23 protein-coding genes are annotated in these 24,491 nt (G+C 72.4%); 17 read left to right on the forward strand and 6 right to left on the reverse strand.

The window, feature by feature from the left end:
* Nucleotides 1-17 precede the first annotated feature (17 nt).
* From WAT24_RS08015 to WAT24_RS08025, 3 genes are all read right to left on the reverse strand, one after another.
* Nucleotides 18-1,274 carry a heme biosynthesis HemY N-terminal domain-containing protein gene (locus WAT24_RS08015; protein ID WP_336807323.1) on the reverse strand — a complete coding sequence of 419 codons (1,257 nt, stop codon included), beginning with the start codon at nucleotides 1,272-1,274 and terminating at the stop codon, nucleotides 18-20.
* Nucleotides 1,271-2,380, reverse strand: a complete 1,110-nt coding sequence (locus WAT24_RS08020) for a uroporphyrinogen-III C-methyltransferase (RefSeq protein WP_336807324.1) — start codon at nucleotides 2,378-2,380, stop codon at nucleotides 1,271-1,273. The genes WAT24_RS08015 and WAT24_RS08020 overlap by 4 nt, the downstream gene beginning before the upstream one ends.
* Nucleotides 2,381-2,558: 178 nt before the next feature.
* On the reverse strand, nucleotides 2,559-3,311 hold the full coding sequence (locus tag WAT24_RS08025; protein WP_336807325.1) for a uroporphyrinogen-III synthase: 753 nt from the start codon (nucleotides 3,309-3,311) through the stop codon (nucleotides 2,559-2,561).
* An 86-nt stretch (nucleotides 3,312-3,397) separates the two neighbouring features.
* Here WAT24_RS08025 and WAT24_RS08030 point away from each other — a divergent pair, with 86 nt between their 5' ends.
* From WAT24_RS08030 to WAT24_RS08040, 3 genes are all read left to right on the forward strand, one after another.
* The gene (locus tag WAT24_RS08030) at nucleotides 3,398-3,874 is read left to right on the forward strand and encodes a YiiD C-terminal domain-containing protein (protein ID WP_336807326.1); all 477 of its coding nucleotides are present in this window, start codon (nucleotides 3,398-3,400) and stop codon (nucleotides 3,872-3,874) included.
* A 25-nt stretch (nucleotides 3,875-3,899) separates the two neighbouring features.
* Nucleotides 3,900-4,313, forward strand: coding sequence for a hypothetical protein (locus WAT24_RS08035; RefSeq protein ID WP_336807327.1), 414 nt, complete (start codon nucleotides 3,900-3,902; stop codon nucleotides 4,311-4,313).
* A 107-nt stretch (nucleotides 4,314-4,420) separates the two neighbouring features.
* Complete coding sequence (locus WAT24_RS08040; protein ID WP_336807328.1) at nucleotides 4,421-4,864, forward strand: rhodanese-like domain-containing protein; 444 nt, start codon at nucleotides 4,421-4,423, stop codon at nucleotides 4,862-4,864.
* A gap of 103 nt (nucleotides 4,865-4,967) precedes the next feature.
* Here the strand turns inward: WAT24_RS08040 and WAT24_RS08045 are convergent, their stop codons facing one another.
* Nucleotides 4,968-6,023 carry a 2Fe-2S iron-sulfur cluster-binding protein gene (locus WAT24_RS08045; protein WP_336807329.1) on the reverse strand — a complete coding sequence of 352 codons (1,056 nt, stop codon included), beginning with the start codon at nucleotides 6,021-6,023 and terminating at the stop codon, nucleotides 4,968-4,970.
* A gap of 62 nt (nucleotides 6,024-6,085) precedes the next feature.
* Between WAT24_RS08045 and WAT24_RS08050 the strand changes: the two genes are divergently transcribed.
* The 4 genes from WAT24_RS08050 (at nucleotide 6,086) to WAT24_RS08065 (ending at nucleotide 9,332) form a co-directional block, all read left to right on the forward strand.
* Nucleotides 6,086-6,523: a hotdog fold thioesterase gene (locus WAT24_RS08050; protein WP_336807330.1), complete on the forward strand. Its 438-nt coding sequence runs from the start codon at nucleotides 6,086-6,088 to the stop codon at nucleotides 6,521-6,523.
* Nucleotides 6,524-6,683: 160 nt separating this feature from the next.
* A complete protein-coding gene (locus WAT24_RS08055) occupies nucleotides 6,684-7,628 on the forward strand; it encodes a serine/threonine protein kinase (protein ID WP_336807331.1) in 945 nt (314 codons plus the stop codon).
* A gap of 74 nt (nucleotides 7,629-7,702) precedes the next feature.
* A complete protein-coding gene (locus WAT24_RS08060) occupies nucleotides 7,703-8,137 on the forward strand; it encodes a hypothetical protein (RefSeq protein ID WP_336807332.1) in 435 nt (144 codons plus the stop codon).
* A gap of 22 nt (nucleotides 8,138-8,159) precedes the next feature.
* Nucleotides 8,160-9,332 carry a class I SAM-dependent rRNA methyltransferase gene (locus WAT24_RS08065; protein ID WP_336807333.1) on the forward strand — a complete coding sequence of 391 codons (1,173 nt, stop codon included), beginning with the start codon at nucleotides 8,160-8,162 and terminating at the stop codon, nucleotides 9,330-9,332.
* Nucleotides 9,333-9,348: 16 nt separating this feature from the next.
* Here WAT24_RS08065 and WAT24_RS08070 read toward each other — a convergent pair whose 3' ends face one another.
* Nucleotides 9,349-10,539: an NAD(P)/FAD-dependent oxidoreductase gene (locus WAT24_RS08070; protein WP_336807334.1), complete on the reverse strand. Its 1,191-nt coding sequence runs from the start codon at nucleotides 10,537-10,539 to the stop codon at nucleotides 9,349-9,351.
* A 130-nt stretch (nucleotides 10,540-10,669) separates the two neighbouring features.
* Here WAT24_RS08070 and WAT24_RS08075 point away from each other — a divergent pair, with 130 nt between their 5' ends.
* The 8 genes from WAT24_RS08075 (at nucleotide 10,670) to WAT24_RS08110 (ending at nucleotide 18,458) form a co-directional block, all read left to right on the forward strand.
* On the forward strand, nucleotides 10,670-11,740 hold the full coding sequence (locus WAT24_RS08075; RefSeq protein WP_336807335.1) for a DNA topoisomerase IB: 1,071 nt from the start codon (nucleotides 10,670-10,672) through the stop codon (nucleotides 11,738-11,740).
* 44 nt (nucleotides 11,741-11,784) lie between these two features.
* Nucleotides 11,785-13,227, forward strand: a complete 1,443-nt coding sequence (locus tag WAT24_RS08080) for a DNA recombination protein RmuC (RefSeq protein WP_336807336.1) — start codon at nucleotides 11,785-11,787, stop codon at nucleotides 13,225-13,227.
* Between the two features lie 176 nt (nucleotides 13,228-13,403).
* Nucleotides 13,404-13,997, forward strand: a complete 594-nt coding sequence (gene folE / locus WAT24_RS08085; RefSeq protein ID WP_336807337.1) for a GTP cyclohydrolase I FolE — start codon at nucleotides 13,404-13,406, stop codon at nucleotides 13,995-13,997.
* A complete protein-coding gene (locus WAT24_RS08090) occupies nucleotides 13,987-14,319 on the forward strand; it encodes an EF-hand domain-containing protein (protein ID WP_336807338.1) in 333 nt (110 codons plus the stop codon). Before folE ends, WAT24_RS08090 begins: the two co-directional genes overlap by 11 nt.
* 130 nt (nucleotides 14,320-14,449) lie before the next feature.
* A complete protein-coding gene (locus WAT24_RS08095) occupies nucleotides 14,450-15,757 on the forward strand; it encodes a TCR/Tet family MFS transporter (protein WP_336807339.1) in 1,308 nt (435 codons plus the stop codon).
* Nucleotides 15,758-15,770: 13 nt separating this feature from the next.
* A complete protein-coding gene (locus WAT24_RS08100) occupies nucleotides 15,771-16,283 on the forward strand; it encodes a DUF1993 domain-containing protein (RefSeq protein WP_336807340.1) in 513 nt (170 codons plus the stop codon).
* Between the two features lie 154 nt (nucleotides 16,284-16,437).
* Nucleotides 16,438-16,662 carry a hypothetical protein gene (locus tag WAT24_RS08105; protein ID WP_336807341.1) on the forward strand — a complete coding sequence of 75 codons (225 nt, stop codon included), beginning with the start codon at nucleotides 16,438-16,440 and terminating at the stop codon, nucleotides 16,660-16,662.
* Nucleotides 16,663-16,814: 152 nt separating this feature from the next.
* Complete coding sequence (locus WAT24_RS08110; protein WP_336807342.1) at nucleotides 16,815-18,458, forward strand: NAD(P)/FAD-dependent oxidoreductase; 1,644 nt, start codon at nucleotides 16,815-16,817, stop codon at nucleotides 18,456-18,458.
* A 39-nt stretch (nucleotides 18,459-18,497) separates the two neighbouring features.
* Here the strand turns inward: WAT24_RS08110 and WAT24_RS08115 are convergent, their stop codons facing one another.
* Nucleotides 18,498-21,437, reverse strand: coding sequence for a bifunctional diguanylate cyclase/phosphodiesterase (locus WAT24_RS08115; RefSeq protein ID WP_336807343.1), 2,940 nt, complete (start codon nucleotides 21,435-21,437; stop codon nucleotides 18,498-18,500).
* 217 nt (nucleotides 21,438-21,654) lie between these two features.
* Between WAT24_RS08115 and dinG the strand changes: the two genes are divergently transcribed.
* A complete protein-coding gene (gene dinG, locus WAT24_RS08120) occupies nucleotides 21,655-23,760 on the forward strand; it encodes an ATP-dependent DNA helicase DinG (protein ID WP_336807344.1) in 2,106 nt (701 codons plus the stop codon).
* Between the two features lie 127 nt (nucleotides 23,761-23,887).
* Nucleotides 23,888-24,442, forward strand: a complete 555-nt coding sequence (locus tag WAT24_RS08125; protein WP_336807345.1) for a HutD/Ves family protein — start codon at nucleotides 23,888-23,890, stop codon at nucleotides 24,440-24,442.
* The last annotated feature ends 49 nt before the right edge of the window (nucleotides 24,443-24,491 follow it).

Raw genomic sequence — 24,491 nt, forward strand, 5'->3', positions numbered from 1 at the left:
GCGGCACCGGTTCGGGACTAGGGGCGCAGCCGCGGTACGCCGTGTTCGTCTCGCTCCTCCACCACCAGCGAGCGCGTGTCCGGATGGGACAGGCGGCTCTCGCGCGGCAGGTCGCGGGTGATCTCGCCGCGGGTGAGCGCCAGGGCGTTGTGGTAGCAGCGCTGGGCCGCCGGCAGGTCGCCCTGGCCGACGCAGGTGTCGCCCATCGCCTCCCAGGCGCCGGGGCTCGGCGCCACGGCGAGCGAACGTTCGAGGTAGGTGCGCGCCTTGCCCCACAGCTTCAGCCGCACGCACATGCGACCCAGCGCGAGCAGCAGGCCGGGATCGTTGGGATGGGCGTCGAGCCAGCCCTCGGCGCGACGCAGGCGGGCGTCGAGGTCGTCGCCGTCCAGCGCACCCCAGGTCTCGGCGAGCTGCGGCGACCATTCGCGCCGCAGCGCCGACTCGACCTCGTCCATCGCCGGCAAGGCCAGGCCGAAGCCCGCGGCGCGGCGCGCGTAGGCGTCGATCACGGCCGGCGCGCGGCGCTGGCCCTTGGGCAGCTGTGACCACAGCGTATTGAGCGCCTGGCCGTCGGGGGCCGCCTCGATCGCAGCGACCAGCACCCGCGTTTCCAGCGCAGCGTAGCGCTGGCTGCCCAGGGCACCGCTCTTGTGCAGCGGCTCCAGCGCCGTCAGCGCGCGCCGGTGGTCGCCGGTGGCGAGCGCGGCGAGGGCAAGCTCATGCCAGCCGCCGGGCGTGAGGCTGCCGCTGTCGGCCTCGGGCGTGAGCAGCGCGAGCGCCTCCGCCGGCCGGCCATCGCGGCGCAGCACGCGGGCACGCACCACGCGGGCCGCCTGCGGCGCGGCCTGGCCGGCGCGGTTGAGCGCTTCCAGCGCGCGGGAGACTTCACCGCGACGCGAGGCCGCCTCGGCGGAGGCCAGCAGCGCGGGGCCACGCAGGGCCTCCAGGCGAGCGGCGCGTTCCAGGTCGCGTTCGGCGTCGCCGTGGCGGCCTTCCATCAGCGCGACCAGCCCGCTGCCCAGGCGCTGGCGGCTGACCCGCCGGTGCCGGCGGCTCATCGCGCCGAACGGCCAGCGCAGCAGGCGCCACAGGCCGACCAGCAGCGCCCAGGCCAGCAGCAGGATGACCAGCGCCGCGACCACCGTGGTTTCCACCCGCCAGCCATGCAGGCGGACCAGCACGTAGCCGGGGTCTTCGGCGACCCAGTGCCAGCCGAAGGCGGCCAGCGCCGCGACCACGATCACCAGCAGCAGCCAGCGCCACAGCTTCACGGCCGCTGCTCCGCACTGGCGGCGCGCGCCGGACCGAGGTCGACCGCCTTGAGCGCATGCACGGCGCGCAGGTTGCGCAACTCGGCCAGCGCGGCGCCGAGCTGCACCGGCGCCGCCGGCTTGAGCGCCCGGGCCAGGCTGTCCAGTTGCGCCTGGGCCTGCGCGACGGCCGGACTGGCCGTGTCGAACTGTGCGGCGAGGCTGGCCTGCGCGCGCGCGATCGCCGCGTGGGCAGCGGCGTCGTCGGCGGCGAGCAGGGCGGCCTGCGCCTGGGCCAGGTCGAGCGCGGTCAACTGGCGGGCGAAGCGCGCATCGGCCACCGCCAGCGGCGTGCCGTCGTCGCGCTGCACGCTCACCACGCCGGCGAGCGCATGGCGGATGCGCGCCCAGAAGCCCGGGTTGGCGGCGGCGGCCGGCGTGTCCTGCGGCTTGAGCGGCAGGCTGTCCATCGCGCCGCGCAGCTGCTGCAGGGCATCGATCGCCGCCGAGCGCGACTGGCGCTGCGCCAGCGCCTCGCGCTCGGCGGCGATGCTCTGGCGCACCCCGGAGAAGGCGCCGTCGTTGACCGCGGCCAGCGCCTGGTCGGCCAGGCCGTAGGCGGCGGCCGCGCCCTGCGCGTCGTGGAACAGCGCGTAACGCTGCTGGCCCATGCGCAGCAGCGTCTCGGTCTCGTCCAGCAGCATGGCGTCATGGCCGGACAGGCTCTTCTCCGAGAGCTTGGCGACCGCGTCCTCCAGGTTGCGCAGGCGCTCGGACTGGCCGAGCAGTTCCTCGCGCAGGCTGCGATTGACCTGCTCGGCGTCGCCCAGCCGCTGGCGCAACAGCGTGCGCTCGTCGCCGAGGCTGCCGAGCGTGTCCTCCAGATGACCGACGCGTTCGTCCAGGCCGGCGAGGGTGCGGTCGTCGCTGGCGGCCCCCCGCGCCTGCTGCCACTGCCACCAGGCGACGTAGCCGGCCAGGCCCAGCGCCAGCAGCGCCAGCAGCAGGGCCAGGGCGAGTGCGCCGCCACTGCGCGGCGCCGGCGTGGCGGCGGGACGGGCGACGGGGGATGGCGCCGGGACCGGGGTCGGCGCGGGACGATCGGAGTCGAGGTCGTCTGCGTTCATGCACGCCATGCTAGCAGCCCGCACCGGGCACTTCGCGTGGCCGGCGTGAAGCCGGCATGCCCGGTCCAACACCACGCGCCGCACCCGATGGCGGTAGCAGCGCGCCTGCTCGGGATGCACTTTTTCGTTGGGCGCCGAGGCGGGTGATCGTGAGCAGGCTCGCTCCTGCGGGGCGGGCTCAGGTGGCAGCCAGCAGGTCGGCCGGCAGCGCGGAGGCGGCCAGGCGGACGCGGCGGAAGCCGGCCGCGCGCGCCGCCGCGGCGAGGCGTTCGCTGCTCGCGACGGCGGTGGCGGTGCACAGGCGCTTCCAGGCCGCCGGGGGCAGGCACTGCTGCAACTGGGCGAGCGCCTGCGCGCTGGAAAGCAGCACGCGCGCACCGGCCGGCAGCCGCGCCACCGCCTCGACGTGCCGACGGTCCAGCCGCGGCGCGACCCGACGGTACACCCCGACCTCGCGCAGGCGCGCGCCGTGCTCGGCCAGGCGCTGCTGCAGCAGGCCGCGCCCGCCGGGCGCGCCGATCAGCGCCACGCCACGACCGCGCACCTCGCGCAGCACCGGCAGGTCGAGCAGGCCCTCGCTGTCCTGCCGCGCGGGCGCCGCGGCGGCCAGTCCGTGACGACGCAGCGCCGCCGCCGTTCCCTGCCCCACCGCCAGCACGACGGCGCGCGTGCGCAGCGGCAGCAGCGCCGCGGCGAAGCGCACCGCGGCAGGGCTGGTGAACAGCAGCAGCGCATCCTCGCGCAGCGCGGCTCGCAGCGAGGCACGTACCGCCGCCGCATCCTGCGCCGGACGCAGCGCCAACCCCGGCAGCAGCAACGGCACGCCGCCGCGCCGGCGCACCTGGCGCGCGAAGGCGGCCGCGGTGCCGGCCGGGCGGGTGATCACGATCACCCGCCCCTGCAGATCCTGGTTGTTGGCGACGCGTGACATCGGATCCCATCCGACAAGGCCGGCCGCGAGTGTACGGCACGGCGCCGGCTACACTTGGCCGTTCCCTTCCGAATGCACATCCCCACGTGAACGCCGAACTCGCACCGCTCGCCGACGACCTGCTGCGCTTCATCCGCGGGAAGATCCCGCTCGCCCGCGCGATGGAGCTTTCGCTTGGGCGCTACGAGGGCGACGTGCTGAGCCTGGCTGCACCGCTCGCGCCCAACGTCAACGACAAGGGCTGCGCCTTCGGCGGCAGCCTGGCGAGCGTGATGACGCTGGCCGGCTGGGCGCTGGTGGAACTGGCGCTGCAGCGGCGTGGCGAGGACTGCGACGTCTACGTCGGCGATTCGACGGTGCGCTACCTCGAGCCGGTGTGGAACGACTTCCAGGCCGAGGCGCGGCTGGCCGAGGGCGCCGCCTGGGCGAGCTTCTACGATGCGCTGGCCCAGCGCGGCAAGGCGCGCGTCGACGTGCGCTGCGCGGTGCCCGGCAGCGGCGCCCGTCCGGCCGCGACGCTGGAGGCGCGCTTCGTCGCCAAGCGGCGCGCTGGGGCAGAATGAGGCCTTCGTCCTGGAGGGGCATCCCATGCGTCGTTTCCTGCTTCCGCTGCTCGCGCTCGCCTTCGCGCTGTGCGCCGGCTGCGCCACCGACCAGCGCAACCAGTCGCTGATCACCACGCTCAACGCCTACGCCGGCACGCTGCGCTGGGGCGATTTCCAGAGCGCGCTGCAGTTCGTCGACCCCAAGGTGCGCGAGGCCCATCCGCCGAGCGCGCTGGACATGGCGCGCTACCAGCAGGTGCGCGTGACCGGCTACGACGAAGGCGCCGGCCCGGTACCCGACGGCGAGAACCGGGTGCGCCAGGTGGTGCAGATCAGCCTGGTCAACCTCAACACGCAGGCCGAGCGCACCATCGTCGACCGGCAGAGCTGGCGCTACGATCCGGAAAAGAAGCGCTGGTGGCTGACGAGCGGCCTGCCCGACATCACGCGCGAGTAGCCGCGCGGTCCTTTCCCCGAGGGGGCACTTCCGGCGGCCGCCTTTGCGCCCATCGCGCCGCTCCCGGATAATCGCCGGTTTGCGCATCCGGCCAGGCCCATCGAGCGATGAACGACTTCCTGCACAAGCTGCCGACCTTCGTCGGCAACCACATGGCGCTGTCGGCGCTGTTCGTGATCCTGCTGGTCGCGCTGGTGGCGATGGAGTTCGGCCGCCTGCTGCGCAAGTACAAGGAGTTGACGCCGGCCGGGCTCACCCTCCTGATCAACCGCGAGAACCCGCTGCTGGTGGACCTGTCCGCGCGCGCCGACTTCGAGAAGGCGCACGTGCCCGGCGCCCGCCACGTGCTGCCCAGCCAGTTCGACCCCGAGCACAAGGACCTGGCCAAGGCCAGGGACCTGCCGGTGGTGGTGATGGACAAGGACGGCCGCGCCTCCGACAAGGCCGCGCAGCGGCTGGTCAAGGCCGGCTTCACCAGGGTCTACACGCTGGGCGGCGGCGTGCTGGCCTGGCAGCAGGCGCAGTTGCCGGTGGCCAAGGGCGCCAAGTAGGGCACACGCCCGTGCGGGAGCGAGCCGATGCTCGGCTCCGATGTACGCCAGAGCCTGGGGCATCGCGAGCAAGCCCGCTCCTTCCAAAAAGCGCGGCGGCGGCTCAGGCGCCGATGCCGGCCCGCCCCGCCAGGATCTGCGCCAGCACGTCCGGCGCGTAGTCGAACGAGTCGAAGTACAGCCGCTCCTCCGGCAGCCCGGCCTCGGCGAACAGGCGCCGGCCCGCGTCGATCATCGCCGGCGGTCCGCTCATGTACACCTCGTGGCCGGACAGGTCCGGCTGGTCCTCCAGCACCGCCTCGTGCACCAGACCGGCGCGCAGGCCCGCGGCGGCGGCCTGCTCGGGATCGGACAGCACCGGCTGGAAGCGCAGGTTCGGCGCTTCGCGCGCCCAGCGCTCGGCCAGCGTGCGCAGGTACAGGTCGCCCGCGCTGCGCGCGCCCCAGTACAGCGCCATCGGCCGGCGCGTGCCCAGCGCCAGGAAGTGCTCGACGATCGCCTTCACCGGCGCGAAGCCGGTGCCGCCGGCCATGAAGACCATCGGCCGCTCGGAATCCTCGCGCGGCACGAAGGTGCCCAGCGGCCCCTCGATGCGCAGGCGGTCGCCGGTGCGCAGCCCCTCGTGGACCCACGAGGTGAAGCCGCCGCCGGCCACGTGCCGCACGTGCAGCTCGATGGCGCCGTCCGCGCGCGGACCGCTGGCGATGGAGAACGGACGACGCCTGCCCTGCTCCAGCAGCACGTCCAGGTACTGGCCGGGCAGCCAGTTGAGCGGCGCCTCGCCGGCCACCGGCCGCAGCACCAGCCCGGTGACGTCCGGCGCCAGCGCCTGCCTGCCGGCCACCTCGACGGTGAGCCGGCGCCGCGCGATGTCCTCCACCGAGGTCACCTCGCGCGCCACGATGGTGAGGTCGCCGACCGGCACCGCCTGGCACAGGAGGATCGCGTGCTGCACGCCCGGCTGGCCGCTCAGCGCCACCGGTGGGTTGAACGGGTAGCTGCACTGGCCTTCGAGCAGGGTGGCCTTGCAGCTGCCGCACACGCCGGCACGGCAGGAATACGGCAGGGCGATGCCGGCGCGCTGTGCAGCCTCGAGCACGGTTTCGCCCGGCGCGGCAGGGAAGATGCGGCCGGAGCCATGAAGGGTGATGGTGAACACCCGCGCATTGTCGCCGCGAGGGCCGTGGACGGACAATGCAGGCTTTCCGAACCGGAACCGGCATGGCGATCTGGAAGCAGCCCACCAACCTGGAGCGCGTCAACGGCTGGAGCGCCGACACGCTGATGCAGGCGCTCGACATCCGCATCACCGCGATCGGTGAGGACTGGCTGGCCGGCACCATGCCGGTGGACGCGCGCACCCACCAGCCGTTCGGCCTGCTGCACGGCGGCGCCTCGGTGGCGCTGGCCGAGACGCTGGGCAGCACCGCCGCGCTGCTCACGCTCGACCCGGAGCAGGAGGTCGCGGTGGGTCTGGACATCAACGCCAACCACGTGCGCGGGGTACGCAGCGGCATCGTCACCGGCACCGCGAAAGCACTGCATCTGGGTCGCTCCACGCAGGTGTGGGAGATCCGCATCGAGAACGAGGAAGGCGCGCTGGTGTGCATCGCCCGCCTGACCATGGCGGTGGTGCCGCGGCGGGCGGTGCTGCGGTGAGAGCGCTCCTGGCGCCCTCGCCCCGCCGCGGAGAAGGCCGTGACGAGGGTGTGCCCTTGCGGGAGCGCAGCGCGCGTACGCGACCCTTTCTCCCACGCTTCGGACAGGCTTCGTCGCGAGCACCCGGCCCTCTCCGCGGCGGGGCGAGGGAGCCGGGAGCATGAGCGCGACGCCCTACGCCAACCTCACCCCCGACCTCGTGCTCGACGCGGTCGGTGCCTGCGGCCTGTGGCCGGACGGGCGCCTGCTCGCGCTCAACAGCTACGAGAACCGCGTGTGGCAGGTCGGCCTCGAGGACGATGCGCCGGTGATCGCCAAGTTCTATCGGCCCGGGCGCTGGAGCGACGCGGCGATCGCCGAGGAACACGCCTTCGCGCGGGAGCTGGCCGCCGACGAGCTGCCCGTGGTGGCACCGCTGGCCTTCGAGGGCCGCACCCTGCTCGTTCACGGCGGCTACCGCTACGCGCTCTATCCGCGCCGCGGCGGTCGCGCCCCCACGCTGGAGTCGGCCGAGCAACTGCAATGGCTGGGCCGGCTGATCGCGCGGATGCATGCGGCAGGTTCGCGTGCGCCGTTCGTGCACCGCGAGCGGATCGACCGGGCCACGCTGATCGAACGCCCGTCCCGTGCCGTGCTGGCCTCGCCGCTGCTGCCGCCGCACCTGGCCGGCGTGTATCGCGCCGCCGTGCAGCGGCTGGGAGCGGCGGTCGGCGCCCGCGTCGAGGCGGCCGGTCCGGTGCGCCAGCTGCGCCTGCACGGCGACTGCCACCCCGGCAACCTGCTCTGGACCGACGCCGGCCCGCATTTCGTCGACCTGGACGACGCGCGCATCGGCCCGGCGGTACAGGACCTGTGGATGCTCGCCCACGACGAGGCGGCGATGGCGGCGCTGCTGGAGGGCTACGCCTCGATGCGCGACTTCGATCCGGCCGAGCTCGCGCTGATCCCCGCGCTGCGCGCCATGCGCCAGGTCCACCACGCCGGCTGGATCGCCGAACGCTGGGCCGATCCGGCCTTTCCGGCGGCGTTCCCGTTCGCCGCCGAACCGCGCTGGTGGGAGCAGCACGTGGCCGACCTGCAGGAACTGGCCGACGCGCTGGAATGAGGCGCACGGGCGCAGACGCCGCGGCGCAAACACGGCACACTTCGCGCTCTTTCCCACGGTCCGGTCCGGTCACGATGCGCAGCTACCTGTTCCGCCTCATCGGCATCCTCGAAATCGCCGGCGGCCTGTACGGCGCCGCCGGCGCCCTGCGCCGCGTGCTGGCGATGGGCTCGACCGTCGACACGCTGCATGCCCTGATCGCGCTGATCGTTTTCGGCTTCGTGCTGGTGGCGGGCGTGCTGCTGGTCGAGGGCAGCGAACGCGGCGTGGCCTTCTCGCGGGTCGCGCAGCTGCTGCAACTGCCGCTGGTCGCCACGCCGGTGTTCAGCTACGCCCTGCACGCCGGCGCCTACCTCAACCTCTACACCACCGTGCACCTGGCGCGGCCGTGGCTGGACTGGAGCCTCGGCACGCAGGGCTTCGTGCTGGCCATCGCCGGGCCGTCGGTGGCGCGCCTGGGCGTCAACCTGCTGGCGCTGCTGTCGTGGCTGATCCTCAAGCTGCGCTAGGCGCAGCGGCTATCATGGGCGGATGACTCCGTCCTCCGAACTCCCCGTCGTCCGGCTCAAGTCCGACCGCCCGCCCGGCCACCCCTGGGTGTGGTCCGCGCAGGTGCGCAAGCCGGAGGGCCGATTGCCGCCCGGCAGCGTGGTCGACGTGGCCGATGCCAAGGGCCGCTTCGTCGGCCGCGGCTTCTGGAACGGCCACGCGCGCATCGCGCTGCGCCTGCTCACCGCCGACGCGGACGAGACGATCGACGCCGACTGGATCGCCACGCGCATCACGCGCGCCGTGCAGCTGCGTCGTGATTTGCTGCAGCTGGACCGTGCCAGCGACGCCTGGCGCGTGGTGCACAGCGAGGGCGACGGCCTCTCGGGCCTGGTGGTGGACCGCTACGCCGACATCCTGGTGATCGAGTACTTCGCCGCCGGCATGTGGAAGTTCCGCGAGGCGATCCACGCCGCGCTGCTGCGGCACTTCCCCGGCGCGCGGCTGTACTGGTTCGCCGAAAGCCACGTGCAGAAGCAGGAATCCTTCGATTGCCGCAGCCCCGGACCGCCGGCGCCGGTGCAGGTGCACGAGCACGGCCTGGCCTTCCACGCCGCGCCCGGCCTGGGCCACAAGACCGGCTTTTTCGCCGACCAGCGCGAAAACCGGCGCCGCTTCGCCGAACTGGCGCGCGGCCGGCGCGTGCTCGACCTGTGCTGCAACTCGGGCGGCTTCGCGGTGCACGCGATGGCCGCCGGCGCGCGCGAGGCGACCGGCGTGGACATGGACGCCGGCATCCTGGAGATCGCGCGCGCCAACGCCGCGGCGAATGACCTGGCGGTGGACTTCCAGCAGGCCGACATCTTCGAGTGGCTGCGCCAGGCCACCGCCCGCGGTGAGCGCTACGACGCGGTGATCCTGGACCCGGCCAAGCTCACCCGCGACCGCAACAAGGTGTTCGACGCGCTGAAGAAGTACTTCGCCATGAACCGCCTGGCGCTGGACGTGATCCCGCCCGGCGGCCTGCTGCTCACCTGCTCCTGCACCGGCCTGGTGGCGGAGGCGGACTTCCTGGAGATGCTGCGCCGGGTGGCGCTCAACGCCGGCCGCGAGATCCAGCTGCTGCAGGTGGCCGGCGCCGGCGCCGACCACCCAGTGCGCGCCGACGTGCCGGAAGGGCGCTACCTCAAGGCGGTGTTCTGCCGCGTGGAATGATCTTCCACGCCGTACCTCAGCCGTCGTGCGGAATGCGCCCGCGCAGCGCGTCCGCAACGAACGGGCCCGGCTCGGCGATCAGCGCGCGCGCCGCATCGACCTGGCCCCACACGTTCCACAGCAACACGCCGCGCACGCGGCCGGCGTCGAGGTAGTAGACCACGCCCTTGCGGTGCGGCTCGCTCCAGTCCTCCACCGTCTGCAGCCGCGCGTCGAGCAGCCCGACCGCCTCGTAGCCGAGGTCGAACAGGTCCGAGTAGAAGTACGGCAGCGTGGCGTAGGCCTCCTCCGCGCCGGCCATGCAGCGGCCGGCATGCGCGCCCATGCCGACGGCGGCGTCCTCGTGCTCCACCCGCAACCGCCGGCCCAGCGCCGGGTTGAAGAAGGCGGCCAGGTCGCCGGCCGCCCAGATCGCCGGGTCGCTGGTGCGCAGTTGCGCATCGACCTCCACGCCATCGCCCACCACCAGCCCCGCCTGCTCGGCCAGGGCGAGGTCGGGGGTCACGCCCAGGCCGGCGACCACGGTGTCCACCGGCAGCCGGCGGCCGTCGGACAGGGTCAGCTCGACTCCCGCCTCGCCGGCTCGGCCATCGACCACCTTGGCGCCGGCCAGCACTTCCACGCCGCGCGCGCGGTAGTAGTCGTCGAGGAACGCCGCCAGCGCCGACGGATAGCGTCCGCTGCCGATGGAGGCCCCGGGGAACACCAGGCTCACCCGGCAGCCGGCGCCGCACAGCGCGGCGGCCAGCTCGCTGCCGATGAAGCCGCCGCCGACCACCGCGACGTGCGTGCCGGCGACCGCCTGATCGCGCAGCCGGCGGTAGTCCGCGAGCGTGCGGAAGTGGATCACCCGCCCGTCGCCGTCGAACGGCAGCCGTCGCGGCGTGGCGCCGGTGGCCAGCAGCAGGCGCCGGTAGCGGTAGCCGTCGCCGCGGTCGTCCCCGGCGCGGCGTGCCGCGCGGTCCAGCCGCCGCACGCGGCGTCCAAGGTGCAGCGTGGCATGGGCAGCGGTGTCCAGGTCGATCGATGCGGGCGTCTCGTCACCCTTCCACAGGCCCTTGGACAGCGGCGGCCGCTTGTACGGCGGATCGCCTTCCGCACCGACGAGGCCGATCCGCGCGGCCGGCTCGGCATCGCGGATGGCCCTGGCGGCGGCGTCGCCCGCCATGCCACCGCCGATGATCAGGTAGTCGTAGTCGTGTTCCATACCTCGCTCCCGTGTCCGGCCCGCTGCCCATCATGCGCCGTTTGCGTGCGGTGCGCGTCGGCAGGAGGCAAAAGCCCGCCCGGCGCCGTGCACGCCGCCTTGATCGCGACGGTTGCCACACTCCGCGGTGATGAACAGCCACCCTGGCGATGCCGATCCGGCCCTGCGCGCCCAGGCGCGCGCGGCCGGCCTGGTGTACGTGAGCGACGCGCAGCCGGGCATCCGCCGGCGCCGTCGCGGCAAGGGCTTCGTCTACATCGACCCGGCCGGGCACACCATCCGCGACCCGGCCGAGCTGGCGCGCATCCGCGCCATCGCCGTGCCGCCGGCCTACGAGGACGTGTGGATCTGCGCCGACCCCGCCGGGCACCTGCAGGCGACCGGCCGCGACGCGCGCGGACGCAAGCAGTACCGCTACCACAAGCGCTGGCGCGCACTGCGCGACCACGGCAAGTTCGACCGCCTGCCCGCCTTCGGCGCGGCGTTGCCGGCGCTGCGCCGGCGAACGCGGCAGGACCTGGCGCTGCCGGGCCTGCCGCGGGAGAAGGTGCTGGCACTGCTGGTGCGCCTGCTCGACCAGACGCTGATCCGTGTCGGCAATGAAGCCTACGCGCGCAGCAACCGCAGCTACGGCCTGACCACCCTGCGTTCGCGTCACCTGCGCGTGGCACGCGGGCGGCTGCGCTTCTGCTTCCGCGGCAAGAGCGGGCAGGAGCAGGAGGTCGAGCTGGACGACCGCCGGCTGGCGCGCATCGTACGTCGCGTGCAGCAACTGCCCGGCCAGCGCCTGTTCCAGTACCTGGACGACGCGGGCGAACGCCAGCCGGTGGATTCGGGGATGGTCAACGAGTACCTGCACGCGGCCTGCGGCGAGGCGTTCAGCGCGAAGGACTTCCGCACCTGGGGCGGCACCGTGCACGCCGCCGGCGTGCTGGCCGGCACGCCGCTCCCGGAGAAGGGCGGCGAGCGCGCGCGGCGCCACGCGCTGGTGCAGGCCGTCGCGCAGGTGGCACGGGTGCTCGGCAACACGCCGGCGGTCTGCCGCGGCTCCTACATCCACCCGCAGGTGTTCGAGGGCTGGCGCGAGGGCGAGCTGCAGCGCGTGGTCACCCCGGCCTGCGCCGCGCACCGGCACCGGCTGGAACGCGCCACTTTGCGCTTCCTGCGCCGGCGCCTGCGCGCGAAGGGTCGCGGCGACTGAGACGCCAGCGCGTACACTGGCGGGGTCGCCACCCGGAACCCGCCATGCCCCTCACCGATGTCCTGCTCGTGCTCCTGCTGCTCGCCGCCTGCGCCGTGCTGGCGCTGCAGGTGGTGCTGCTCCGCCGCGGCCGCGCCGACGACGGGCTGGCTGCCCGCCTGGATGCGATCAGGAGCGACGGCGAGCGCCTGGAACGCGTCCTGCGCGAGGAACAGCGCGCCGGCCGCGAGGAACTGCAACAGGGGTTTGACCGCTTCCGTGGTTACGTGGCCGAGCAGCTGGCCGGCATGTCGCGCCAGCAGGCCGAGCGGATCGACGGCTTCGCGCAGCGCCTGGACGGCCTGACCACCCGCACCGACGCCGGCCTGCAGGCGCTGGCACAGCGGCTGGCCGAGGACGCGCGCAAGAGCCGCGAGGAAGTCACCCTCACCCTGGCCCGCGCCAGCGAACGGCAGGAGCAGCGCCTGGCCGCGCTCACCGCCGACAACGAAAAGCGCATGGGCGAGGTGCGCGCCACGCTGGAGAACAAGCTCAAGGCGCTGCAGGACGACAACGCCGCCAAGCTCGAACAGATGCGTGCCACCGTCGACGAGAAGCTGCAGAGCACGCTGGAGACGCGCCTGGGCCAGTCCTTCCAGCTGGTTTCGGAGCGGTTGGAGCAGGTCCACCGCGGCCTCGGCGAGATGCAGAGCCTGGCCAGCGGCGTGGGCGACCTCAAGCGCGTGCTGAGCAACCCGAAGGCACGCGGCATCTTCGGCGAGGTGCAACTCGCCTCGCTGCTGGACGAACTGCTCACCGCCGAACAGTACGCGCTGAACGTGGCGACGGTCCCCGGCTCCAACGACCGGGTCGAGTTCGCGATCCGCCTGCCGGGCCGGGACCCCGAGGGGCAGGTATGGCTGCCGATCGATTCGAAGTTCCCGACCGAGGACTACGAGCGGTTGCTGGACGCGCACGACCGTGCCGACGCCGCGGCGGCGGAACTGGCGGCCCTGGCGCTGGAGCGCCGCATCCGCGACGAGGCGAAGTCGATCAAGGACAAGTACGTGTCGCCACCGCACACCACGGACTTCGCGGTGCTGTTCCTGCCGACCGAGGGGCTGTACGCGGAAGTCATTCGTCGCCCCGGCCTGTTCGAGCAGCTGCAGCGCGACCATCGCGTCACGATCGCCGGTCCCTCGACGCTGAGCGCGTTGCTCAACAGCCTGCGCATGGGTTTCCGCACGCTCGCCATCGAGAAGCGCTCCAGCGAGGTCTGGCAGTTGCTGGGCGCGGTGAAGAACGAGTTCGGCAAGTTCGCGGGCATTCTCGAGAAGGCCGAGAAGCAGATAAACACGGTGAGCAAGAGCCTGGGCGAGGCCGGCAAGAAGACCCGCACCATCGAGCGCAAGCTGCGCGGCGTGGAGACCCTCTCGGGCGAGGTGACCCAGCAGCTGCTGGGCGTGGTGTCCGAGCTGGACGACGACGTCGAGGAAGACACCGTCTGACGCGATCGATGGCGGGGTCAGCGCCACTGCAGCGAACGCGCTTGCTCCGCAGCGCCGGCCCTCACCCGATCCGTCCCGACAGAGTGAGGCCGCCGTCGTGGGCGCTTTACACATGTCCGGACGCAGCCTGCGCCGACGGACGCTAAACTGGCACATCCGCAAGCCAAGGCATTCCGATGAGCCAGATTCCCAACGACGTCACCCGCGAGCAGGCCGAAGAGGCCGTGCGCACGCTGCTGCGCTGGGCCGGCGAGGATCCCTCGCGCGAAGGCCTGCTCGACACGCCGCGGCGCGTGGTCAAGGCCTACCGCGACTGGTTCTCCGGCTACGCCGAGGACCCGGCCGAGTTCCTCAAGCGCACCTTCAAGGAAGTCGACGGCTACGACGAGATGGTCGTGCTGCGCGACATCGAGTTCGAGAGCCATTGCGAGCACCACATGGCGCCGATCATCGGCCGCGCCCACGTGGGCTACCTGCCGACCAACCGCGTGGTCGGCATCAGCAAGCTCGCCCGCGTGGTGGAGGGCTATGCGCGCCGCTTCCAGGTGCAGGAAAAGCTCACCGCGCAGATCGCCAACTGCATCCAGGAAAACCTCAGGCCCGCCGGCGTGGCGGTGGTGATCGACGCCAGCCACGAGTGCATGACCACCCGCGGCGTGCACAAGCGCGGCGTATCGATGGTGACCAGCCAGATGCTCGGCGCGTTCCGCGAGGACGCGCGCACGCGGGCGGAGTTCCTGGACTTCATCGGCATCCGTGGTGGCCGCTGACCGCCTGGCCGCGCTGGCCCTGCTGCTGCCGCTGGCGGTGCTGGCGCAGGACACGCCGGCGGACTACCTGCGTCGCTTCGACACCGACGGCGACGGCCGCATCGATGTGCAGGAATACGTCAACTACCTGAGTGCCGGCTTCCGCGCGATGGACGCCAACGGCGACGGCGTGCTCGACGCGACCGAGCTGCCGCCCGGGCCGCGCCGCACGCCGCGCACGCTGGCCGCCTTCCAGGCCGACCTGCGCGCGCAGTTCCACCGGCTGGACCGCAACCGCGACGGCTACCTCAGCGCACGGGAGCTGGCGCAGCCGCCCGGGTAGGAGCGGGCTCCTGCCCCGTCCGCGAAGGCCGCCCGACTGCGGCAGGCCCGACAAGGCCGTATTGCCCGGCCCGCATCAATTTACCGTCGGTCATGCGCTATCGTTCGCGCTTCGCCTCCGGTGCCCCCGCATGGACTCGACCCACACCGTACTCAGCGACACCCGCCGCCGGGCCGCGGTGGCGTTCATCTTCGTCACTGTGTTCCTGGACATCCTCGCGTTCGGGATCATCATCCCGGTACTGCCGCACCTGATCGAGCAACTGGCCGGCGGCGGCGTCGCGCGGGCGGCATGGTGGGTGGGCGTGTTCTCCACCGTGTTCGCGATCGTGCAGTTCGCCTTCTCGCCGGTGCAGGGGGCGCTGTCGGACCGCTTCGGGCGCCGTCCCGTGATCCTGATCTCCAACCTGGGCCTCGCGGTCGACTTCGTCGTGCTGGCGCTGGCGCCCTCGCTGTGGCTGCTGTTCGTCAGCCGCACCCTGCTGGGCATGACCGCGGCGAGCTTCACCACCGCGAACGCCTACATCGCCGACATCACGCCCAAGGAGAAGCGCGCGGCGGCCTACGGCGTGCTCGGCGGCGCCTTCGGGCTGGGCTTCATCATGGGCCCGGGGCTGGGCGGCTTCCTCGGCGACATCTCGCTGCGCCTGCCGTTCTGGGTCGCCGCCGGACTGGCTTCCTGCAATTTCCTCTACGGGCTCCTGATCCTGCCCGAGTCGCTGCCGAAGGAGCGGCGCACGCCGCGCTTCGAGCTGCACAGCGCGCACCCGCTCGGCTCCTTGAAGCTGCTGCGCCGCTACCCGCAGGTGCTGGGCCTGGGCATCGTGATGTTCCTGGTCTACCTGGCGCACTACGTGCTGCAGACCACCTTCGTGCTGTACGCCGACTACCGCTACCACTGGGGCCCGCAGGCGGTGGGCTTCGTGCTGATGCTGGTCGGCGCCTGCGACGGCTCGGTGCAGGCCTTCCTCACCGGACGGCTGACGCCGCGCTTCGGCGAACGGCGCGTGCTGCTGGCCGGTCTGCTCTGCGGCGTCGGCGCCTTCCTGCTGATGGGCCTGGCCAGCCGGGGCTGGGTGTTCCTGGTGGGCATCCCGCTGATGGCACTGTGGAGCCTGGCGGGGCCGCCGATCCAGGCGATCATGACGCACCAGGTCGACCCGTCGGAACAGGGCCGCCTGCAGGGGGCGATCACCAGCCTGGGCAGCTTCGCCGGCATCTTCGGGCCCTACCTGTTCGCGCAGGTGTTCGCCTTCTCGATCTCCGACGCCGCGCCGTGGCACCTGCCCGGCCTGGCGTTCGTGCTGTCGGCGGCACTGCTGGTGGTCGGCACCGTGATCGCCGCCCGCGTGACCGCCCATACCCGCCCCTTGGCGGAGGCCGCGGATGCCCCCACCGTGGGCGCGCCGCGCGCCCTGCCGGACGATTCCTCCCACTGACTTGGAGCTTCCCATGACGCTGTCCATGTACCAGGCTTCCGTTCCCGTGTTCGTGCGGGCGCTGTCCAACCTCACCCACGTGCTGAAGAAGGGCGAGGCGCACGCCAGGGCCAAGGGCGTCAGCGACGAGGTGCTGCTGCAGACCCGCCTGATCCCGGACATGCTGCCGCTGGTCAAGCAGGTGCAGATCGCCTGCGACATGGCCGCCCGCGGCGCCGCCCGCCTGGCCGGTGCGGAGCCGGCCTCGTTCGAGGACAACGAGACCACGCTGGAGCAGCTCTACGCGCGCATCCAGCGCGTGCTCGACTACGTGCAGGGCTTCAAGGCCGAGCAGATCGACGGCAGCGAGCAGCGGCCGATCCACCTGAAGATGCGCAACGGCGAACTGGATTTCGACGGCCAGGGCTACCTGTTCACCTTCGTCATCCCCAACCTGTACTTCCACTGCACCACCACCTACGTGATCCTGCGCGAGGCCGGCGCGGACCTGGGCAAGACCGACTTCATCGCCGGCGCCCAGCAGTGAGCGCCGCGGGCGCGCCGGCCGGCCGGCGCGCCCGCCGAATGCGCAGCCGGCATCGCCCCGGTGCGCGAAACGTGACGCAGGCCACGTTCCCCGCCCGACCTTGGCGCGCGAGCTGCTTGTCCCCGGTCGACACCCACCGAACGGGACAGCACCGATGGAAAGCTTCTACGAGTGCATCATCGCCGGCGGCCCGCAGCATGGCCTGGTGTACCGCCGCCCGCTGGATGCGCAGCACCCCACGCCGCTGGCGGTGGTCACCGATGACGGCCAGCTGTGCACCCCGGCCGCCTGCAAGCAGGCCGGTGCCGATGCGACCCGCGTGGTGCTGCTGCACCCGCAGGCGACCGGCGCGCAGTTCCTGACCATCCTCGCCGCCTGAGTGGCGCGGCGCGTCACCGGCGCGTGCCCCGGTGCCGCCACGGACGTCAGGACCGGTCCCTCGGCGTCACTTGAACGCCTTGTTCCCGCCGTGCCGGCACACGGACAATACGCAGCCCTGGCGCAAGGCGGCCGCGCCGCCGCTCGGACCCCATGCTGCGACTGACCGATCTCAAGCTCCCGCTCGACCATCCGCCCGAAGCGCTGGACGCCGCCATCCGCGAGCGCCTGCGCCTGCCGGCCGGCGCGTTGCGTGGCTACACCGTGTTCCGTCGCGGCTACGACGCCCGCAAGCGTGGCGCGATCGCGCTGATCTACACGCTGGACGTGGAGGTGGCCGACGAGGCCGCCGTGCTGGCGCGCTTCGCCGAGGACCGCCACGTGCAGCCCACGCCCGACACCCGCTACCGCCCGGTGGCGAAGGCGCCCGCCGGCCTGGCGCATCGGCCTGTCGTGGTGGGCTTCGGCCCGTGCGGGATCTTCGCCGCGCTGATCCTGGCGGAGATGGGCTTCCACCCGATCGTGCTCGATCGCGGCAAGGCGGTGCGCGAGCGCACCAGGGACACCTGGGACCTGTGGCGCAAGCGCAACCTGCACCCCGAGTCGAACGTGCAGTTCGGCGAAGGCGGCGCCGGCACCTTCTCCGACGGCAAGCTGCACAGCCAGATCTCCGATCCGCACCACCATGGCCGCAAGGTGCTCACCGAGTTCGTCCGAGCCGGCGCGCCGGAGGAGATCCTCTACGTCAGCAAGCCGCACATCGGCACCTTCCGCCTGGTGACGATGGTGGAGAACATGCGCGGCACCATCCAGGCGCTCGGCGGCGAGATCCGCTTCGACCAGCGCGTGGACGACCTGCTGATCGAGACCGATGCCGCCGGCGGGCGCCGCGTACGCGGCGTGAAACTGGCCGACGGCGGCGAGCTGCGTTCGGACCACGTGGTGCTGGCGGTGGGCCACAGCGCGCGCGACACCTTCGCCATGCTGCATGCACGCGGCGTGTACGTGGAGCCCAAGCCGTTCTCGATCGGCTTCCGCATCGAGCACCCGCAGTCGCTGATCGACCGCGCCCGCTTCGGCCCGCAGGCCGGCCACCCGATCCTCGGCGCGGCCGACTACAAGCTGGTGCACCACGGCAACAAGCCGGGCCAGAGCGGGCGTTCGGTGTACAGCTTCTGCATGTGCCCCGGCGGCACCGTGGTCGCCGCCACCTCGGAGCCCGGCCGCGTCGTCACCAACGGCATGAGCCAGTACTCGCGCAATGAGCGCAACGCCAATGCGGCGATCGTCTGCGGCATCACGCCGGAGGACTTCGCGCCCTACGGCGACGGACCGCTGGCCGGCATCGCGCTGCAGCGGCACTGGGAATCGCACGCCTTCGTCCTGGGCGGCGGCGACTACGCCGCGCCGGGCCAGCGCGTGGGCGATTTCCTGGCCGGGCGGCCGTCGCCGGCGTTCGGCGAGGTGCTGCCCTCGTACAAGCCCGGCGTGCGCCCGACCGATCTTTCCGGCGCACTGCCGGATTACGCCATCGCCGCCATCCGCGAGGCCCTGCCCGTGTTCGACCGGCAGATCCGCGGCTTCGCCACGCACGACGCGGTGCTGACCGGCGTGGAAACACGCACCTCTTCGCCGGTCCGCATCCGGCGCAACGAGGCGGACTACCAGAGCCTGAACACGCGCGGCCTGTTCCCGGCCGGCGAAGGCGCCGGCTACGCCGGCGGCATCCTCTCGGCGGCGGTGGACGGCATCCGCGTGGCGGAGGCGGTGGCGCTGGACATCACCGGCGGGCGGTAGCGCACTGCACGGCACGACTGCGGACGGCCCGGGCGCCCGCTATGGCGTGGCGCGCAGCCACTCCCCGATCGGCGCGGGATGCCCCAGCAGGTAGCCCTGGCCCAGCTCGCAGCCCATGCGCAGCAACGCATCGCGCTGCACCGGCGTCTCGATGCCCTCGGCGATGACCTGGATGTTGAGCGCCCGGGCCAGCGCCAGGATCGCCGCCACCACCGTGGTGGCGGTGCCGTGCTCCTCCTCGCCCAGTGCGTGCACGAAGGCGCGGTCGATCTTCAGCATGCGCAGCGGCAGCGAATGCAGGTAGCTGAGCGAGGAATAGCCGGTGCCGAAGTCGTCCAGCGCCGCGCCCACGCCGATCGCGCGCAGCCGCTCGAGCATGGCGCGGACCTGCTCGGGGTTGTCCAGCAGCGAGCCCTCGGTGACTTCGACGATCAACCGCGTCGGCGGCAGGCCGGTGCGTTCGAGCAGGCGTACCAGGCGCGCGTCGAAGTCACCGTGGCGCAGGTGCAGCGCGGAAACGTTGAAGGTGAGGAAGGTGTCCTTGTCCTTCAGCAGCAGAAAGCGCTCGCAGGCGCGTTCGAACAGGCGCCAGTCGATGGTCTCGATGTGGCCGCTGTCGTGCGCGATCTTGAGGAAGTCGGCCGGGCACAGCACGCCGAGCACCGGATGGTTCCAGCGCAGCAGCGCCTCGTAGCCGACCACGCCGCCGTCGCCCAGCCGGCAGAACGGCTGCAGGTAGGGCTCGAATTCGTTGCGCTGCAGGGCGTGACGCAGCTCCCCCTCCATCGTGAGCACGTCGACCACGTTCTTCGCCAGCGTGTCGTCGAACAGTTCGTAGCGCTTGCGGCCCTGTTCCTTGGCGCGGTACAGCGCGATGTCGGCGTCGCGCAGCACCTCGTCGGCGCTGGCGTAGCTGCTGTCGCCGATGGCGATGCCCATGCTGGCCGAGGGCTCCAGCTCGCGGCCGGCGACCTGCATCGGCTCGCTCAGCGCCTCGAGCACGCGCTGGGCGACCATGGTCGCGGTGGAGGGCACCTCCACGTTCTCCAGCAGGATCGCGAACTCGTCGCCGGACAGGCGCGCCACCACGTCCGGCTCGCGCACGCAGGCGTGCAGGCGCCGCGCGATCTCCTTCAGGAAGGCGTCGCCCGCCAGGTGGCCGAGGCTGTCGTTGATGACCTTGAAGCGATCCACGTCCAGGTACAGCAGGGCGCAACGATGGGTCGGTTCGCGCTGCTGCAACGCCAGCACCCGTTCGAGCCGGTCGCGCAGGTAGCCGCGGTTGGGCAGGCCGGTGAGCGCGTCGTGCATCACCTCGTGCCGCAGCTGCTGCTGGATGCGCTCGCGCTCCTGGATCTGCTCGCGCAGCTCGCGCGTGCGTTCCTGTACGCGCAGCTCGAGCTCGGCGTAGGCACGCTGCAGCGAGGCGGCCGCGCGGCGGCGGTGGATGCTGTTGGCGATCTGCAGCGCGGCGAAGCTGAGCAGCTCCTGGTCCGCGTCGTCGTAGACCAGCTGGTCGGTGTAGCTCTGCACGGCGACCAGGCCGATCACCTCCTCGCCCACGCGCAGCGGCACGCCGAGCCAGCACAGCGCGGGCGCGCGGATGCGCAGCAGGTCCACCTCGCCGGCGGCGCCCAGCCGTTCCACGTCCTCCTTGCGCCCCATCAGCGGCCGCCCCGTGCGCAGCACGTACTCGCTCAGGCCACGCGCGAGCGGGCGCGACCTGGGGTTGTCGATGCGCTCGTCGACGTAGTAGGGAAACTCGAGCACGCGCCCGTTGTCGGCGAGCAGGGCGATGTAGAAATTGCGCGCGTCCAGCAAGCCGCCCACCACCACGTGGACCCGCTGGTAGAACTCGGCCTGGTCGATGTCAGCGGTGGCGAGCTGGGCGATCTTGAACAGCGCCGCCTGCAGGCGCTCGGCACGCTGGCGCTCGAGCACCTCCTGCTGCAGGCCGCGGTTGGCCTCGGCCAGTTCCTGCGTGCGCAGGCGCACCCGCTCCTCCAGCTCGTGCTTGTGCTGCTTGCGCTCCAGTGCGGTGAGCACGTGGCTGCCGACGAACTCGAGCAGGGTGCGATCCTCCTCGGAGAAGCCGATGCCCTCCTGGTAGCTCTGCACCACCAGGGCGCCGTGCACCTGGCCGTCGCGCAGCATCGGCACGCCGAGCCAGTCGATGCTGTCCGGGCCCGACGGCGTCAGCACGCCGTCGACCTGGCGGCGGATCTCCTCGTGGCTGCCCATCAGCGCCTTGCCGCCGGTGAGCACGTGCCAGGTCAGGCCGTTGCGCCAGGTATCCATCGGCATGTCCAGGCCGATCTCGGGGGCGTCCTCGTCCTTGACGTCGGCGTAGTACAGGAAGCACATGGTCCCGCGCGCCGGGTCGCTGCGCACGATGTAGAAGTTCTCCGCGTACATCAGCGTACTGATGATCGAATGGATGCCGCGCAGCATCTCGGGCATGTCCTGCTCCGAACCGGCCAGGTCGGAGATCGCGAAGAGCGCCCGCTGCAGGGCCTCCGAGCGCGCCAGTTGCCGGTGCGAGTCCTGCAGGTCCGCCAGTTGCAGGGCTCGCCGCAGGTGCCGCGCGGCCAGGTCCAGGAAGCGCTCGAGCGAGGCCACCAGCGGCTCGGGGGCGGACTCGTGCTCCAGTTCCAGCAGCAGCACTGCGCGTTCCTGCGGCAGCAGCCGCAAGGCCAGACAACGGCCTTCCAGCACGAACGCCTGTGCGGTCGGCGCGAGCAAGGCCTGGGCACGGCCGATGCGGTCCTGGTCCGGCGGCCGGCCGGCGCTGCTGTACGTCTGCAGCAGGCCCGCACTGCGCCAGGCCACCACGGCCTCGCGGCTGCCGCCCTGCGCCTTGGCGAAGTCGGCGATCACCTCGGCGACCTCCGCCGGCGTGGTCGCCTCGACCAGCCGGGTCAACCAGGACGACAGGCTCGCCTGCAGCGGCAACAGCCGGGTGGTACCGGAAAGACTCATACGCGCCCCCCGCACCGGGCTGGCCGGCGTCCGTGGCAAACGGCGCGGTGACGCGCCCGCGCGTGGCAGCGACGCCTCTTCATCTGGGATACCGTAGTACCGTCGGCTCTGCTCTGCTGTTGATGCCTATCACAGGATCGGCCGATCGGCATGCATCTTGAGTGACGGGGCGCCGCAGCTACGCGGCGCCGGCGGGCCGGCCCGCTAGAATCGTTCGATGCTCACCGACGCCACCAAGGACGCGATCCGCGCCGCCTACGCGCGCCTGAAGGACGGCCTGCCCGGCTTCCGCCCCCGTGCGGCGCAGGGCAGGATGATCGCCGAGGTGGCCAAGGCGCTGGCCAGCGAGGGCGGCGCCGCGGCGATCGAGGCGCCGACCGGCACCGGCAAGTCGATGGCCTACCTGATTGCCGGCATGGAAGTGGCGCGCGCACAGAAGAAGAAACTGCTGATCGCCACCGCCACCGTGGCGCTGCAGGAACAGCTGGTCGAACGCGACATCCCGCTCTACCTCAAGCTCACCGGCCACGCGGCCAAGGTCGCCCTGGCGAAGGGCCGCGGCCGCTACCTGTGCCCGCGCAACCTGGCCATGGCGCGGCAGAGCCTGGGCACGGAACCGAGCCAGATGGGCCTGGGCTTCGACGCGGACCTGGCGCTGTGGTCGAAACCGCCCGCCGAGCGCGACAAGCAGGCACTGGCGAAGCTGGCCGGTGCCTTCGAACGCGGCGACTGGAACGGCGACATGGACGCCGCGCCCGAGCCCGTCGGCGACCTGCTGCGGCCGATGCTCACCACCAGCGCCGGCGGCTGCACCGGACGCAAGTGCGTGCACTTCATGGCCTGCCCGTTCTTCGCCGCGCGCCGCGCGGTGGCAGACGCCGAGCTGATCGTGGCCAACCAGGACCTGGTGCTGGCCGACCTCACCATGCCCGGCGAGGACGAGGGCTGGGGCGGCGTGATCCTGCCCAAGCCGGCCGAGACGCTGTACGTGTTCGACGAGGCGCACCACGTGCCGGCCAAGGCGATCGACCGCGGCGCGGCGGAAGTCCACCTGGGCGTGGCGGTGCGCCAGCTGAGCCGCCTGGCGCGCCAGGTGCACGCGGCCTACTCGCTTACCGACAAGGAATCGCTGGGCAAGCTCTCGCTCGACGCGGGTGACGCCAGGCTGCAGGAACTCAGCGACAGCCTGGAAGAACTGGAACGGGCGATCCGCCTGGCCTGGCTGCCAGACCCGGGCGAAAGCGAGCCGATGTACCGCGGTTCGCTCGGCCAGTTGCCGGCGGACTGGGTGGCGCAGGCGCAGTTACTGCACGCGCAGACCGCCGAGATCCAGCGCTGGCTCGGCGCCGTGCGTCGCGCCGTGGTGGAGATGACCGACGGCGGCCCGACCCAGGAGGCGCTGGCGCGCGAGCTGGGCATGGCGCTGGAACGGCTGGACCGGCAGGAGCGCACCTGGCGTGCCTGGTCGGGCGAGGATGCCGACAACGCGCCGCCGCTGGCGCGCTGGGTGACGCTCGCCGGCGACCAGCAGCTGGTCTGCCATGCCTCCTCCGTCTCCGCCGGCGGCCTGCTGCGCCACGTGCTGTGGAACAACGCCAGCGGGGTGGTGCTGACCTCGGCCACGCTGAGCGCGGGCGGCAACTTCCGCGGCTACGCCGACGCGGTCGGCCTGCCCGACGACGCGGTCACGCTGGGCCTGCCCTCGCCGTTCGATCTCGCCCGCCAGGCGCGGCTGGAAGTGCCGGCCATCGACGTGCTGCCCGATGCGCGCGAGGCGCACGCGCAGGCGATCTGCGACTGGCTGGCCGGGCACCTGGACTGGAGCGCCGGCAACCTGGTGCTGTTCACCTCGCGCGCCAAGCTCGACCGCGTGCTGCAGCGCCTGCCCATCGACAAGGTGCGCAAGGTGCGCGCGCAGGGCTCGCTGGGCAAGGCGCAGCTGATCGCCGAGCACGTCGCCGACGTCGAGGCCGGCAAGGGCAGCACGCTGTTCGGCCTGGCCTCCTTCGGCGAGGGCCTGGACCTGCCCGGCAAGCTGTGCGAGACGGTGGTGATCACCCAGCTGCCGTTCGCGGTGCCGACCGACCCGGTCGGCGCCACCTACGCCGAGTGGCTCGAATCGCGCGGCCGCAACCCGTTCCTCGAGGTGAGCATTCCCGAGGCGACGCGGCTGCTGACCCAATACTGCGGCCGCCTGATCCGCAGCGAGACCGACCGCGGCCGCATCGTGCTGCTGGACCGGCGCGTGGTCACCAAGCGCTACGGCGCCAACATGCTGCGTGCGCTGCCGCCGTTCGAGCGCGTGATCGAACGCGTGGCCTGACGCCCGCCTGTGTAGGAGCGTGCGTGCCCGCGACCCTTGGCTCCGAGCTCTTGGCTCCGGGCGCGCGAACAGCAGAGGCATCGCGAGCACCTCGCTCCTACAATGACGTTTTGCGAGGAGTGCTGCCGTGTCCCGCATCCTGCACCTGCACGACTGCCCGGCCCGCCCCTGGAAGAATGGCTTGGGGCGCACGCGCGAGCTGGCCGTGGAGCCGGCCGGCGCGGGTATGGACGATTTCCTCTGGCGCGCGAGCGTGGCCGAGGTGGACAGTGCCGCGCCGTTCTCGGCCTTTCCCGGCATCGACCGCACCATCGTGCTGCTGGACGGGGCGGGCTTCACCATGCGCCTGGACGACGGCCGCGTCCACGCTTTGACCGAACCCTACGCACCGTTTGCCTTTCCCGGCGAAGCAGCGGTGTCGATCACGCTGGCCGACGGGCCCACGCGCGACTTCAACCTGATGGTGCGCCGCGGCCTGGCGCACGGTCGCCTGCAGGCGCTGCACGGGCCGGGCCGCCACTCGCTCGATGCCGCGGTGGTGCTGGTCTACGTGGCCCGCGGCACGGTCGACACGGCGGACGGTGGCCTGCGCGAGGGCGATGCATGGCGCGGCGGTGACGGGCGGCTCGAGCTGGGCGAGGCGGCAGTGGCACTGGTGATCGGGATCAGTCCCGCCGGCTGACGAGTGTCACTCGTGCGGCCGGGTCCGCTGCCTATACTCGGGCGATCCC

It is taken from the genome of Fulvimonas yonginensis, assembly GCF_037137055.1.
Classification (GTDB): Bacteria; Pseudomonadota; Gammaproteobacteria; order Xanthomonadales; family Rhodanobacteraceae; genus Frateuria_A; species Frateuria_A yonginensis.

Bases quoted from the DNA above. Each gene is read 5' to 3' on its own strand.
- WAT24_RS08020 (WP_336807324.1), bottom strand. From the start codon at position 2,380: ATGAACGCAGACGACCTCGACTCCGATCGTCCCGCGCCGACCCCGGTC.
- WAT24_RS08025 (WP_336807325.1), bottom strand. From the start codon at position 3,311: ATGTCACGCGTCGCCAACAACCAGGATCTGCAGGGGCGGGTGATCGTG.
- WAT24_RS08035 (WP_336807327.1), top strand. From the start codon at position 3,900: ATGCGTCGTTTCCTGCTTCCGCTGCTCGCGCTCGCCTTCGCGCTGTGC.
- WAT24_RS08040 (WP_336807328.1), top strand. From the start codon at position 4,421: ATGAACGACTTCCTGCACAAGCTGCCGACCTTCGTCGGCAACCACATG.
- WAT24_RS08050 (WP_336807330.1), top strand. From the start codon at position 6,086: ATGGCGATCTGGAAGCAGCCCACCAACCTGGAGCGCGTCAACGGCTGG.
- WAT24_RS08055 (WP_336807331.1), top strand. From the start codon at position 6,684: ATGAGCGCGACGCCCTACGCCAACCTCACCCCCGACCTCGTGCTCGAC.
- WAT24_RS08060 (WP_336807332.1), top strand. From the start codon at position 7,703: ATGCGCAGCTACCTGTTCCGCCTCATCGGCATCCTCGAAATCGCCGGC.
- WAT24_RS08065 (WP_336807333.1), top strand. From the start codon at position 8,160: ATGACTCCGTCCTCCGAACTCCCCGTCGTCCGGCTCAAGTCCGACCGC.
- WAT24_RS08070 (WP_336807334.1), bottom strand. From the start codon at position 10,539: ATGGAACACGACTACGACTACCTGATCATCGGCGGTGGCATGGCGGGC.
- WAT24_RS08075 (WP_336807335.1), top strand. From the start codon at position 10,670: ATGAACAGCCACCCTGGCGATGCCGATCCGGCCCTGCGCGCCCAGGCG.
- WAT24_RS08080 (WP_336807336.1), top strand. From the start codon at position 11,785: ATGCCCCTCACCGATGTCCTGCTCGTGCTCCTGCTGCTCGCCGCCTGC.
- folE (WP_336807337.1), top strand. From the start codon at position 13,404: ATGAGCCAGATTCCCAACGACGTCACCCGCGAGCAGGCCGAAGAGGCC.
- WAT24_RS08095 (WP_336807339.1), top strand. From the start codon at position 14,450: ATGGACTCGACCCACACCGTACTCAGCGACACCCGCCGCCGGGCCGCG.
- WAT24_RS08100 (WP_336807340.1), top strand. From the start codon at position 15,771: ATGACGCTGTCCATGTACCAGGCTTCCGTTCCCGTGTTCGTGCGGGCG.
- WAT24_RS08105 (WP_336807341.1), top strand. From the start codon at position 16,438: ATGGAAAGCTTCTACGAGTGCATCATCGCCGGCGGCCCGCAGCATGGC.
- WAT24_RS08110 (WP_336807342.1), top strand. From the start codon at position 16,815: ATGCTGCGACTGACCGATCTCAAGCTCCCGCTCGACCATCCGCCCGAA.
- WAT24_RS08115 (WP_336807343.1), bottom strand. From the start codon at position 21,437: ATGAGTCTTTCCGGTACCACCCGGCTGTTGCCGCTGCAGGCGAGCCTG.
- dinG (WP_336807344.1), top strand. From the start codon at position 21,655: ATGCTCACCGACGCCACCAAGGACGCGATCCGCGCCGCCTACGCGCGC.